Annotated in this window: 11 protein-coding genes; 5 read left to right on the plus strand and 6 right to left on the minus strand. The window is 40.4% G+C overall.

What is annotated here, in order from left to right; genetic code table 11:
- Nucleotides 1-11 precede the first annotated feature (11 nt).
- The 3 genes from E0F88_RS04985 to E0F88_RS04995 all read right to left on the minus strand — a co-directional run bounded on the left by E0F88_RS04985 (nucleotide 12) and on the right by E0F88_RS04995 (nucleotide 2,906).
- On the minus strand, nucleotides 12-995 hold the full coding sequence (locus E0F88_RS04985) for an SGNH/GDSL hydrolase family protein (protein ID WP_131957014.1): 984 nt from the start codon (nucleotides 993-995) through the stop codon (nucleotides 12-14).
- Nucleotides 992-2,050, minus strand: coding sequence for an acyltransferase family protein (locus tag E0F88_RS04990; protein ID WP_131957015.1), 1,059 nt, complete (start codon nucleotides 2,048-2,050; stop codon nucleotides 992-994). The genes E0F88_RS04985 and E0F88_RS04990 overlap by 4 nt, the downstream gene beginning before the upstream one ends.
- 154 nt (nucleotides 2,051-2,204) lie before the next feature.
- Complete coding sequence (locus tag E0F88_RS04995) at nucleotides 2,205-2,906, minus strand: hypothetical protein (protein ID WP_131957016.1); 702 nt, start codon at nucleotides 2,904-2,906, stop codon at nucleotides 2,205-2,207.
- A 233-nt stretch (nucleotides 2,907-3,139) separates the two neighbouring features.
- Between E0F88_RS04995 and mnmE the strand changes: the two genes are divergently transcribed.
- Nucleotides 3,140-4,507, plus strand: coding sequence for a tRNA uridine-5-carboxymethylaminomethyl(34) synthesis GTPase MnmE (mnmE, locus tag E0F88_RS05000; RefSeq protein WP_131957017.1), 1,368 nt, complete (start codon nucleotides 3,140-3,142; stop codon nucleotides 4,505-4,507).
- Nucleotides 4,508-4,870: 363 nt separating this feature from the next.
- On the opposite strand, the gene E0F88_RS05005 is transcribed toward mnmE, so the two are convergent.
- Both E0F88_RS05005 and E0F88_RS05010 read right to left on the minus strand, forming a co-directional pair.
- Nucleotides 4,871-6,523 (minus strand): serine hydrolase domain-containing protein, encoded by a 1,653-nt coding sequence (locus E0F88_RS05005; RefSeq protein ID WP_131957019.1) that lies wholly within the window; start codon nucleotides 6,521-6,523, stop codon nucleotides 4,871-4,873.
- Nucleotides 6,524-6,598: 75 nt separating this feature from the next.
- Entirely contained in the window at nucleotides 6,599-7,744 is a 1,146-nt protein-coding gene (locus tag E0F88_RS05010; protein WP_220466233.1) for a helix-turn-helix domain-containing protein, read from the minus strand.
- A gap of 502 nt (nucleotides 7,745-8,246) precedes the next feature.
- Here E0F88_RS05010 and crtD point away from each other — a divergent pair.
- Together crtD and E0F88_RS05020 are read left to right on the plus strand one after the other, a co-directional pair.
- Nucleotides 8,247-9,716, plus strand: a complete 1,470-nt coding sequence (crtD, locus tag E0F88_RS05015; protein ID WP_131957022.1) for a 1-hydroxycarotenoid 3,4-desaturase CrtD — start codon at nucleotides 8,247-8,249, stop codon at nucleotides 9,714-9,716.
- Complete coding sequence (locus tag E0F88_RS05020; RefSeq protein WP_131957024.1) at nucleotides 9,713-10,366, plus strand: carotenoid biosynthesis protein; 654 nt, start codon at nucleotides 9,713-9,715, stop codon at nucleotides 10,364-10,366. The genes crtD and E0F88_RS05020 overlap by 4 nt, the downstream gene beginning before the upstream one ends.
- On the opposite strand, the gene E0F88_RS05025 is transcribed toward E0F88_RS05020, so the two are convergent.
- The gene (locus E0F88_RS05025; protein ID WP_131957026.1) at nucleotides 10,367-11,113 is read right to left on the minus strand and encodes a DUF3291 domain-containing protein; all 747 of its coding nucleotides are present in this window, start codon (nucleotides 11,111-11,113) and stop codon (nucleotides 10,367-10,369) included.
- 469 nt (nucleotides 11,114-11,582) lie between these two features.
- Between E0F88_RS05025 and E0F88_RS05030 the strand changes: the two genes are divergently transcribed.
- Together E0F88_RS05030 and E0F88_RS05035 are read left to right on the plus strand one after the other, a co-directional pair.
- Nucleotides 11,583-12,503 carry a fasciclin domain-containing protein gene (locus tag E0F88_RS05030; protein WP_229213681.1) on the plus strand — a complete coding sequence of 307 codons (921 nt, stop codon included), beginning with the start codon at nucleotides 11,583-11,585 and terminating at the stop codon, nucleotides 12,501-12,503.
- Nucleotides 12,504-12,583: 80 nt separating this feature from the next.
- Complete coding sequence (locus E0F88_RS05035) at nucleotides 12,584-13,630, plus strand: sensor histidine kinase (protein ID WP_131957030.1); 1,047 nt, start codon at nucleotides 12,584-12,586, stop codon at nucleotides 13,628-13,630.
- Nucleotides 13,631-13,657: the final 27 nt, after the last annotated feature.

Genomic DNA, 13,657 nt, shown 5'->3' on the forward strand with positions numbered 1-13,657 from the left:
AATTAAAAAGGTCAGAAAGCTTTGCTTATCAGATCGGCGATGGCCTGCATTCCTTTGTCGGACGGATGCGACCCTACGCCTTTGTCCGCGAAAAAGTTATATGCAGCGTAGGTCTTGTCTTTCGTAAGTGGTTCCAGATCAACGACCTGATATCCCTTATTAGAGGCTACATTTTTGACAAGCCTGCTCACGTCCTCCTTGTTCGGGAAAAAACTTGTGGTGCATATCACTTTTGGAGCGGAACCGGATGTAAGTGTAGTTATAAGCTGATCGTATCTGCTTTCAAACATATATAAGTAATCAGCATTGACATTTTCAGAAATCCTCATGATGATCAGATCGGGTTTAAATTCGGTATATGGGGTAACCTGTTTAAAATCGTAATTCCAGTAGTTATTCTCAAAACCTACTCCGTTTAAAACTCTGATGTCCACCTTCGAATATTTACTTTGCAATTTTCTGGTAATTAGATGCAGGTAGTCACTGTCGGCAGCACTGGCGGCCATTCCCCAGTCGCCGTTCCAGCCTACGTCGGGAGCTCTTCCATGAGCTGTAATGCTGTTGCCAACTACAAGGACGCGCTGATAGTAAATGCTAAACCTTCCTTTGTTTACCGGAGAAATAAGCTGATAAAAGCGGTTTCGGGCCCATACCTCGCCGGAATCAGTTAGTGTAATTTCGTTGGTTTCATTCCATGTCTTACCGTTGTCCCTGCTTATTTCCACAATGGTCCCGACGGGGATGGAATCGGTTACCACAGAAATTTTTGTACTGTAAGAAAATGTACCGGAGGCAGCAGAAAATACAGGAGCCGGAAGACTTTTTATGCTTTCACAGGCAATATAAAAGTTTCCTTTTACAGTAAAGATCTGGCAGGAATCCGGCATTACTGGTGCTACAGGCTGCGACGTTTCAGAACAACCTGTAAGCAAAAAAGCTGTTGGAACAAAGAAGAATAAGATTTTAAAAATGCTGTGTTTCAACAAAAAAGTCATTTTACTTTACTTTTTAACTTCAAAAAAGGACTTTCGATATAATTCCACGAAAGCCAGGCAATTGGTAGTAAAAATATCAGCGAAGATAGGAACATTTGCGTTGCCGAAATCTTCATTCCATAAAATGTGACTATAAGCTGTTGAACAGGAAAAGCATAAATGTATAGTCCGTAAGACAAATCACCAATTTTGCCAACACTGTTCAGAATACCCGTTTTCAGACCGAAATAAAATAGTGCATAAGGTAAAAGGAGGTATCTTGTCCAGGCAATACCTGCCAGTGGTATCAGTCCGTAAAAAGCTGACAGCACGTAAGCAGATACGAAAATAAGAATTAAGCCCGACAGCCAGTACCACTGGTATTTTATCAAATGCTGAAAAAAGTAAATCAGGTTTCCTACAAGGAAGTACAAACCAAAATTCAAAAGATCAAGCAGGCTCAGATGTATAATACGCAGCTGGTTGGGATGGCGGGTTAAAAAATCATACCAAAACAAATAGGTTGACCACAGCAACAGAAAAACGGTGAGCAGAGCAAATTTTATACGATTGCCAAAAATAATATAACTCAACAGCAGCGCTCCGTAGCATGTAATTTCATACGCAAGCGTCCACAGGGAGCCATTGACCAAACCAACGGGGAGATTTTTAAAAACGTATGGCAGCGAATCGGGATAATTGGGAAAGAGTTTCAGTACTCGGATGTAAAAATACGTTTCCACCGATGAAAAATATTCAGACAAAGAAGCCGTCGTCGCAATTGGCCCAATCACAAACATTGTGAAAAGAACAGCAGCAATTAGGCCGGGATATATACGTAACAAACGTTTTTGTACAAACTTAACAGGCGTACTGGATTTAAGGCTTTTTGCGATAAGGTATCCGCTGATAGCAAAAAAAATACAGACACCTATTTGCGCTGATGGAAACAGTCCTCCGGTCAACTCCTGGATATAATCGAGATGGCCGAGGCCCAGCAACGGATAGGAATGGCCGTATATGACGAGAATGGCCGCCATAAGGCGTAAAAAATGAAAATTATTATTATGGTGCATATCATGGAGGTAGGGTAGTAACAACAAAGCCTGAATTCGATTTACGAAAATAGAGAATTTATGCTTACGTAATATTAAGCAGAAAAGAACGTCAGAGTGTCAGTTTGGTCACGATTGTTTGGTAAATCCAGGTCGATAACTTTTTTAAAGCTTTCTACAAAGATTTACAAAAATCAAGAAGTTTAATCATATCATTCTCGTCTGTAAAACTGATCTCGTTTTCTTTAAAATAGCTGCTCAGTTCCCGTTTATGTTTGGGAAATAGTTTGTACAGATTTGCCTTTGTGGCAAAAGAAAAACGATCGTTTTGGTCCATCCAGAAATAGATGTTTCCTCTTCGCATCATGATGTTGGTGGCAGGATTTAGTTTTTGCATTTGACCGCCTTTATCAAGATAAGTAGAGTAGGAGGAGATAGCAGAAGTTGAAGATTTTCCCTCGTAACCCGATGTGTACTCGGTGCCCATGACGACCAGATTCTGTTTTCTGCCAAGTCTTATTTTATCAAAACCACCGATTTGCTGTATATGTCCCTCTTTTCGCAGGTAGTAATATACCAGTGTGTCAATAGTTATCTGTATAACAAACGAGTTGTCGGCTAAAAGCAACGTATCCTTGCGAGGGTCAATGAATTGAATTTCAGAGTGAAAGAAGCTGTAATTAAGCTGTGCCTGTGACTTTGTTCCGTTTCTGAAATGGACGGTACCCTTCTTAAAGTTTTCAAACTGGTATCTGTCCTTCATCGGGATCGATTTCCGGATGTCGCTTTCGTTGGGAACATGATACATTTTTTTTGTCTGGGCATACGTGCTGACGGCCAAAAGCAGACCCAGCGTAAGTAATAAAATGGATTTCATCTTGTTAGGCTAATTTAGTTGTCACAGATAGTCGCACACTTTCAATTGTTCTGGAACTACGGAGGTGATTAAACCGTCCTATAAAAATACAATTATCTGGTCGAAAAATAGGATTTGAAAAATGTAGAATTCTTTATTAAATATTTCAAACGAATCTTATACAGATTAAAAGGGTTTAGATTTAAAGCGTTTTTACGTTTAAGTAATAAAATATAGAATGCAATATTTGCGAAATGAATAGTACCTCCATCCACCATCAGGAAGCGATTTGTGCCCTGGCAACTCCGTCGGGCGTGGGAGCCATTGCGGTTATACGTGTCTCCGGACTTCACGCTGTTTCCATTGTGAACTCTATATTTAAAGGTAAAAATTTAGAACAGGCCGAAAGTCATACTGCCCACTTCGGTTTGATTCAATCGAACGAAGGCATTATTGATGAAGTGCTGGTAACGGTGTTTAAGTCTCCCAAATCCTTTACGAAAGAAGATTCAGCCGAGATCTCCTGCCACGGTTCCGACTACATTATAAGACAAATACTTAAACTCCTGATTAAAAAAGGAGCCAGGATAGCGCGACCGGGAGAATTTACCCAGCGTGCATTTTTGAATGGACAATTTGACCTGGTGCAGGCCGAAGCTGTGGCCGATCTGATCGCTGCTGATTCGGAAGCCAGCCACAAAACGGCGTTGAACCAATTACGAGGAGGTTTTTCTAAAAAACTGGCTTCGCTACGTACTGAATTGATCCATTTTGCTTCGTTGATTGAACTTGAACTGGATTTCGGCGAAGAAGATGTGGAATTTGCAGAGCGCGATGACCTGAGGCGACTGATCATGAATCTCAGACACACAATAGCACCCCTGATTGAATCCTTTGATTTTGGCAATGCGTTAAAGGATGGTGTTCCTGTGGCAATCATCGGCTCGCCGAACGTTGGAAAATCAACTTTGCTGAACGCACTTTTGAACGAAGAAAAAGCGATAGTAACCAGCGTGGCAGGCACAACCCGTGACGTGATAGAAGATACAATGGTGCTGGAAGGACTTAAATTCCGCTTTATCGATACAGCAGGAATCAGGGAAACGACGGATCTGGTGGAATCCATAGGAATCGAACGTTCACGTAGCGCAATGGACAAAGCCGATATGGTTATCTTTCTGTTTGACAGCGAACAAACCTTTTTGGAAAACAGACAGCTGGCAACAGAAATCGCTTCTGACAAAGACATTATTTGGGTGTTTAATAAAATTGATATCGAAACTGAAACGTTCGAAAGATTGAGATCTGAAAATCCGGAAATCGTTGGAATTTCTGCCCAAACTCAGGAAGGTTTACAAGTGCTAACCAATGTTTTGGTAAATCGTGTATACGGACAATCTGCAACGGATACCGTCGTAACCAACCTGCGTCATTACGAACATCTGCTTAAAACCCAAGATGCATTAAACGAAGTAATTAATGGTCTCGACAGCGGAATCACCGGAGATTTCCTCGCCCAGGACATCCGGCTGTCGCTTCACCATTTGGGCGAGATTACGGGGACGATTGTTACTGATGATTTGCTGGATAATATTTTTTCGAAGTTCTGTATCGGAAAGTAGACGCACAAAACGGCTGCAAGTAAATACATATAAACGGTTGAAAATTAGAATATTAGTCAAAATTTTCAACCGTTTTCTTTTGGAATTTTTACTAAGTTTTGTTTATTTTTTGTCCCCTATTTGTCCCTCAAGAAGGCTAGTTCAAATGATATAGCATATTATATATCGTATGTCAACACTACTTAAATTAACTTATTTAAACTTATTTGTATTTATGAGTAGCAACTTTGCTGTTAAACGTAGATGTGGATTTTGTGGCAATGAATTTACGATGAAGAGAACTTGTCTTGTCCTGAAAAGCGTTGACCGTTTAGTTCATATTTCTTTTATCTAGTTCCTTACATATTTGAAATAAGAATGATATTATTTAATCCTATCAAACCTGAGATTCTTGACTCTATTCATGTTAAAATAAACTGTGTTCAAGTCGATATTGTTTTGAATTGCTAATTGAAATCCATCGGATAAGAGTTTTGTCGGGGTGATTAATATTCCATTTGTTTCATTATCACCTAACTTAATATTAAATGTTTGACCAGACAGGTATTCAATCAACAAAAATTGCTTTGTCTCATCATTTTGAAACTTACCACTCATTCGCCTGAAATCAAAATTTTCCCAGTCATAGTCAACCTTATCCAATGTATACGGTGCGTGGGACGGGTGATACGCCGTAACCTGAAGTTTACTTTTTTTGTCCTTAATAAATTCCATTTTGAATGTGGGATCATTGGTTTGGTGAAAAACATTATCTGACTCCCGCACTAACTGAATTTCATTTCTCCCAAATCTTTTTAGATAAAAAATTGAATCTCTTTGTTCGAATTGAAAGCTGAAATCCTTATTATCTGTATAGATTCCTACTATATCCGACGCTGATGCAAATGTCCCGTTACGATTAGGCCACGAATAAACTAGGGGTGTCTGTGCTGAAAGATTCAGTAGAATATCCGCCATCTGTCTTGTTTGCGTGGCTGGGATTGTTTTTCCGCTATTTGTTAAGGTTATCACTGACAAACTGTCTTTGGGGAAACGGAGTAGCGTTGCCTTCCAGGCTCCAGTTGCACCTTCATGAAACCGGTATTGAATTCCCTTATATGCCCCAAATTCCAAACCGTAGCCGTACTCTTTGATCTCTGAATTTCCTGTTAGCTGCTGACTCTTCTTAATTAAACCTGTGGGTATGGAGTCATGGTGCCCAAGTTGAATGATTTTTTCCCACTGCAACTGATCAGTCAGCGTAGTAAATAAGTTACCATCGCCATGTATGTCGCAAAGCCAGTCATAATTTACCCACTGATTAAAGTTGAAATATGGCTTTGCTATTGGTGCGTCAATCTTTTTATGATTGTCCACGAAAGCAGTATGGGGCATATCAAGCTTTGTGAATAGATTTTTAGTGTAATTAACAAATGATTCTCCGGTTACCTTTTCTATAATCTGAGCAAGCAAGATATAGTTCGAATTGCTGTATAAATAGGTTGTACCTGGTTTGAAGTTCAGTTCCTTCTGTTTTTGCAAAAGTTGTAAGGCGTCTTGGTTATTCAATATTGTTTTCCACCAAACAATGCCCTGAACTGACCATAAGTCATAAATGTCTCTGATTCCACTGCTGTGATTCAGGAGATGCTTAATTAAAATTTTGTGTTTTATTCCTGTATATAAGTCAGGAAGAAATTTTCTGATGTCATCGTCTAAACTAATCTTTTGTTGTTTGACCAGCAACAAAATTGCCAAAGCAGTAAACTGCTTTGCATTTGATGCAATATTAAATCGGGAATGCTCATTTATCTGTACGCTGTCTGAAAGATTGGCGTAGCCGAAGTACTTACTGTACACGATCTGGCCGTTCCTGACAATCCCAGTGGCTATTCCGGGCGCATGAGCCGGTACATCCTGTGAAGCAATAGAATCAAGCTGCCTGTATTTAACAGAATCAATGTAGGAATACGGCTGACTAAATGCAAAGTGGATCGCTGAGGCCAGAAAACAAATGGCTAGAACAGGAAAGCGCATGGTAAGAGGATTGTTGAGGCACGAAGTACCGTTAACATCTATTTCAAATCGCTTCAAATCCTGATTTGATACCTTTTAGTAATAATTTTGACTTAAATATTCTTTTGGAGTCAACTTCGTATGTTTTTTGAAGGCGCGGTTGAATGTCGATTTTGAGTTGAACCCGCATTCAAATGCTATTGCAAGAAGTGTCAGTAAACTGTGGTTACCTGATTTTATTTGTTCGATTACTGCCAGAGTTCTGTAAAGATTCACAAAGTCATTAAAGTTCATCTCATAGCCTTGATTTATTATTTGGGACACACGTTTAGGACTAGTTTCCATTTGTTGGGCCACATCGACCAGGGTAAGAGTTGGGTTTTCATAAATCTTCTCGTTAATCATCAATGCTTCAAGTTTATTTTTCCAAGGTTCAATATCGATATCAATAAAAGATGCTGTTTTCAGCAATTGTGATTCCTCCTGCTCATTGATCGGACTGCTGACTGCCAGCACAGAAGCTGTCTTCAATGTGAAAATAGATTGAATAGCATTCACATAACCGCTTATTGAAATGTAGTACACTAATATCGAAAAAGAGAGATAATACCAGAATTTCTTTCCAAACTGATCCCACTCGGGGTTTAGGATGAAAAAAAGTCCCCGAAGTATTAGTATCATCAATAGAGCAATCAGAAAGCGTTTAATCCAGCCAAACATGATTGCATCAGCAAAACTAACTGTTTGGAGACTTAGCTCTTTATAAGTAAAATAGGATCTTAGACAAAGTATTGAGTAGGTCGCCAAGGAGATAAATCCGGTGATTTGGTACCATGATGAGAAGTCTTTATCCATACCGTCGGCATAAAAATAGGCGTAATCCAAAACAGCTTTATCTGTTACGAAAACGATAAGTGAGTACACGAAGTAACCAAACCAGGGTAGAAAGTGTAAAAAGTGTCTAGGGTTAAAAGTAAAGGATTCATCGAGTAATGTTTTTACATAAATGTAAAGGACTGGTGGCAGAAGGAAAAGTTGCTGAAATGGAAAATAAAACAGGATATCACGGTATGGCTGCCTGCTATACCAGCCTGCATAGCCTAGCATAAATGGTGAAATATACAGACCTGAAAAAAAAATAAAGGCGCTCAGCCAATAACTCGGCTTATGCTCATTTTGAATTGCTTTACTTAAAAGCAACATTGAAAAGACAGCAGCATGCAAAACAAAGATCAAAAGCATTGAGCTTTTGAAGTCAAAGCTGAAATACATCGTGTATATGATTGTAATGGGATACAATTAACAACTTCGAAAGCGAACAATAGTACTATACAAAAAAAGCTGTTGTTTTATAGCCATGAAATTTTTTCCTGCTGTTAATCTTTCTCGAATTTTTTGAGACTGTAAACTAAACTGTAAAAATCTACAACAAGCGTCTTCCACCCAAACATGGATTCTACGCCGTGTTAACGCACTTTCCACTCATAATCGCCATACTCAAACCATTAAAATCATTTTACTCACAGTATAGCTATTATAAACAACGTCACAATTAAAAACAGTATATCGTTGCAACTTCGTCATTTAAGTCCTTCAATTTTTCTTATAACCAACGTTTGTTTGCCTGATTTAAAAAAATGAGGCTTGGTTTCTAAAGCGCATGGTTATAAACTAAACCCAATTCTTTCGTACTTTTATCTACTTCAAACAAATAAAAAACTATTTATAAAAATACATCTTTGAAATGCCATCAGCAATTATTATTGGTTCAGGTATAGCCGGCATTGCTACTGCACTGCATTTGCGGGCTGCTGGCGTCGAAGTGGATGTATTTGAGAGCAATGAATATCCCGGTGGCAAGCTACATGCTTTCGAAATAAACGGCTACCGTTTTGATGCCGGACCTTCGCTCTTCACCATGCCACAACTTATTACTGAGCTTTTCGAACTGTTTGGTGAACAACCAGCTGATTTTTTTCAGTATCACCGCTTGAATTCGGTGTGCAACTATTTTTGGGAAGATGGCATGCGGTTTACTGTTGATGCCGATCGCGAAGTTTTTGCTAAAGAGGCTGCAGCCAAATTTGGTATTGAAGCCACAACGATATTGTCTTATTTGAAAAACGGCCAGAAGAAATATGAGCTTACCGCTTCATTATTCATTGAGAAATCATTGCATAAAATGGGTACTTATTTCTCCCTGGACACACTTAGGGCCATGGCTCACCTATCGGAAATGAATTTGGGCATTAGTCTGGATGCGCTTAATGAAGCAGCCATTGGTGAGCCGCATCTGGTTCAGTTATTTAACCGCTATGCTACTTATAACGGCTCATCACCGTATCTCACACCGGGTATCATGAGTATGATTCCACATCTTGAACTTTACCTGGGCGCTTATTATCCGAATGGTGGTATGCACAGTATCACTACCAGTCTGTATCAGCTGGCACTTCGACAAGGCATCCGATTTCATTTTAGTCAAAAAATAGAACAAATACTGGTTGTGAAGAATAAGGCAGTTGGAGTTAAAACGACAAGCAACCAGCATTTTGCAGATTGCGTCGTCTCAAACATGGACATATTTTCTACCTACAAAAAACTGTTGGCATCACAACCGCACCCTGAGCGCACGCTTAGGCAGGAACGATCAAGTTCTGCAGTAATATTTTATTGGGGCATTCGCGGCACGTTTACTCAATTGGACTTGCACAACATATTTTTCAGCAGCGATTATCAGCAGGAATTTGCGCATTTGTTCGAACATAAAACTCTTTTTAATGATCCTACGGTTTACATCAACATCAGCAGTAAAGAAACTCCGGGTGACGCACCTCCGGGATGCGAAAATTGGTTTGTGATGATTAATGCCCCGGGCGATTATGGTCAAAATTGGGAGGCATTGATGGCACAGGCGCGCCAAAATATCATCAGCAAATTAAACCGCCTGCTCGGCACCGACATTGCGGAGCTCATCATGGCAGAAGATGTGCTAACGCCCCCGCTTATTGAAAAACGAACAAGCAGTTACCGCGGTGCACTGTATGGTGCGGCAAGCAATTCTAAACTTGCGGCCTTCCTTAGACACCCCAATTTTTCAAACAAAATAAAACAACTTTATTTTTGCGGTGGATCCGTTCATCCAGGTGGCGGTATTCCTTTGTGCATGCATTCTGCAAAGATTACTTCAAAGCTCATCATTTCAGCTCTATGAATAATGAACTATCATTTTCGGTTGTAAAAAGCAACACTTCAATATTTGCAATATGGCTGGTAACCATTTCAGGCATGACAGGCATATGGCTGGGTTATGGCGCTTGGTTTTTGCCAAAAACACCATTAAACCTCCTGCTTGGCCTGGCACTTTTGTACTGGAATTTTCCGCTTAAAAATGTTTGGCCAGGCATGTTAATCTGGTCACTTGTTTACATCACCGGAATGGGCGTCGAAATGATTGGAGTAAACACCGGATTGCTTTTCGGAGACTATTGGTACGGTGAAAATTTGGGTCCTAAATTGGCTAATGTTCCCTTGCTGATTGGCATCAACTGGGTGGTACTTACTTTTATAACAGCCACTATCGCAAAGCGTTTTGTAAGTAACCCATGGATAGCACCTGTTTGCGGAGCTGCGCTAATGGTTGCGCTCGATTTTTTTATCGAACCTGTGGCTTCGGTATTCGATTACTGGCATTGGAATGCAGGTTATGCACCGTTACGCAACTACATAGACTGGTTTGTAGTCGCATTCGTATTGCAGGTGCTTGTAAAAAATTACGTACCTCAGGCAAAGTATCCGCTACCGTTACATCACTTTGCAACTCAAGTTCTATTTTTCGTATTCTTCTATTTGATCAACAAATAGCTACGAAAATGCCGTAATAGGGGCAGAAGCGGGCGGTCTTAAATAGGGAGCCAAAACATTTTCACCACCCCAGGTTCCTACTGAGCGGTAAGGCTGAAAACGCGCAAATAACTCTTCTTTGTACCAATCTATTTTTCGCGTTTTCCGGATGGCCTCCTGATGTTCAGGGCTATTGTAGGCAAAGTTTTTCAGCGCATCTATATTTTCCCATAAACTGAAAGTGGCCATCTGAAGCAGCGGTGCTTCGCCAATTCCTTTGGTATAAATCAGCCCTTTACAACCTTGGACAATGGGCCGCTGGGATGTAGGTACATAGTCCCAAAACTTTATCAGTTTACCCGCCTTAATGGTTGCCCGCGTAATTACTGCAATAAGCGGGTTGTCATCATCCAAATCTGTTGAGGGGGTAAATGGATTACGGCCCGACCAAAGACCCCTGGCTTGTTTAGGTTTCATGTAGATAGTCCACTGTTCGCTGCTGTGCGCCTGGTATCGCTTAAAAATTTCAGCATTGTCAAAAAAATGATCAGCGTATTGCTCGTTGTCCCAAATACCCAATATGGCATATACACCCCAGTCGGGCAATGGGCTGAAACCCGGCTCGCGACCGCTGCCCATGAGTTTGTAAAATTGCAACCCGGGCGTTTTGCTTATATACGCATGTGCAAACTGCATTTGCCCGAAAGCCCACATTTTAGACCGTGAATCATGAAACCGAAATAAAGTAAGCGTAGTGGTGGAACTCATTAGAAATGATAAAGTAACCAATCAAGAAATCGATTCCATTTGCATTAAGACAGAAAATATTTGGCCATACGAATGTACCGAGAGAATTTTATGAAATCAAAAAATACCATATATACGGTCCTGACTTTTCTGCTGACAACATTTCCTTGAAAATAATTAATTGGATAGCAGGGGTAAATAAGGAAAGCTTTCCTGTTGCATCAATTGTTCCTATAAAATAGTCTTTTGTTTAGTCGTGAAATAATTGGTTGATGGAATTGAAATATTAAACGGTTGATAATGGGCTCGTCCGTTCATTTTGTCAGTTCACTCCCTGAAAATATACTTTCACTCCTCATATAGTTACACTGGGTTCCAATGCGACAATGAAAAAACGGCCAGGTAGGTTAGTCATAGTAACTAAATAAATTATTCCACAATCTTTACCTTTTTTACTATGAAACCATTGAGCAGATTAAACAGACTGAGCATGTGTTTACTTATAGCTGCTTTGGCAGCAACCATTGTTTCATGTAAAGACGACGATGATGATATGCCGCAGACGCCACCAGTTGGGAATATTGTAGCCGTCGCCTCCGGAGATGCGCAGTTCTCAACGCTGGTTGCTGCAGTGGCCAAAGCGGAGCTGGTCACAACGTTACAGGGAACTGGCCCCTTCACAGTATTCGCACCTAATAATGCGGCGTTTACAAAAGCGGGTATTACAAGTTTGGATGGTTTGACCAAAAACGCATTGACACCTATTTTGACATCGCATGTCGTGAGCGGTGAAGTGAAGGCAGCGGACGTCAAAAGCGGAACAGTTAAAACAGTTAACGCCAACAACGACATTTATTTGTCAAAAAATGCGGATGGCGTTTTTATTAACGGTAACATTAAAGTTATCGTCACAGATGTGGATGCATCAAATGGGGTAATACACGTGATAGACAACGTCATTGTACCGCCAACACAATCCCTGGTGCAGGTGGCCCAGGCGAATACTAATTTTTCGGAACTTGTGTCACTTGTCCTGGCGGCTGACCCAGCGGTGGCAACGGCACTTTCTACGGCTTCTGCCAACGGGTTGACGGTTTTTGCGCCAACGAATGCAGCATTCACTGAGTTGTATAAAACAACACCAAAAGCAACTTTACTTGATCCGGCCAACAAAACACTTTTAACAAATGTGTTACTTTATCACGTTGTTCCGGGCCGTGTGTTCTCCACAGATCTGCCAAACGTTTCAGGGGAAGTAGCTACGGCCAACACAGCTGGCAAGCTCACATTCAATCTGACTGGCGGAGCGAAAGTGGTAGGTAAGACAAGCGGTGCTTCTAATATCACGTCTGCTAATATTTTGGCTACCAATGGCGTTGTGCACGTCATAGACAAAGTACTGATGCCATAACTAAACTGCGTCATAACATTGGTAAACGATCTGATTTTAGGTAGTTTACCAATGTTTTTTTATAGTTACTATACGTTAATATGTTCTCGATCAGGTACCGGTTTTTGTTCATGATTCTGCTGGGAGGATATTCATTTCTGAATACCTTGCTGGTCGAGTCATTTGAGCATTATCCAATTGTTACACCCAAGCTGGTTATCTTTCTGCTTTTTCTGGTTTTGACAATCGCAATCTGGGAAGGAAATCGTTTGCTCGACAACTTTCTTTCCACGATGGAAATTAAGTCGTTCTGGAAAAGGATTAGTTATAGTTTCGGAGCTAGTATTTTGGCGGTATTTTTTGCAACGATGCTTCTGGGAGGAATCACTTCCTTTTATACAATCTCCCACAACTGGATGGACTGGATTCTTCCTTTGAAACTGCTTTTGATGTTCAGTTTTAGGGTCAATCTCTTCTTGAACACAATCAATGTAATATTTCTATATCACCAGCAACTTGAAAAAAGTAATCAGGAAGTAGAAAATTATAAAAGAATCAGCAGCCAGGCGCAATTGCAGGCGCTGAAAAATCAGGTAAACCCGCATTTTCTGTTTAATAACCTGAGCGTGCTGAGTGCTTTGATACCCATGGACGCAAATGCCTCGGTCGAATTTGTGCGGCAATTTTCAAGGGTTTACCGTTACGTTCTGAAAAGCCCGGAAAAGGAAATCATTGAATTGAAGGAGGAATTGAATTTTATTGAATCTTACCTTTATCTGCTTAAAACCCGTTTCGAGTCCGGTTTGGTATTTACGATCAATGTTAATACCGATTGTCAGTCGGCTTTTATCGTGCCTGTTTCTTTGCAAATGCTGGTAGAAAATGCTGTCAAACACAATGTGATCGGTAAAAACAGACCTCTTCATGTGGAGATTCTCTGTCTGGATAACGAAACGATAACGGTTAGAAATAATCTTCAGTTAAAACAGGCTGATGATCAGGAATCAACAGGGCTTGGACTAAATAACATCACGCAACGATATGAGTTTCTTGGACAACATGGGCTTGATGTAAAACAGACTACCGAGCAGTTCAGTGTTACGATACCACTGATCAGGCCGACCCATGCATCCTTTTTTAAGCCATGACTTTTTATTAAAATTTGAAACCTAAAC

It is taken from the genome of Dyadobacter psychrotolerans (assembly GCF_004349265.1).
GTDB classification, from domain to species: Bacteria; Bacteroidota; Bacteroidia; order Cytophagales; family Spirosomataceae; genus Dyadobacter; species Dyadobacter psychrotolerans.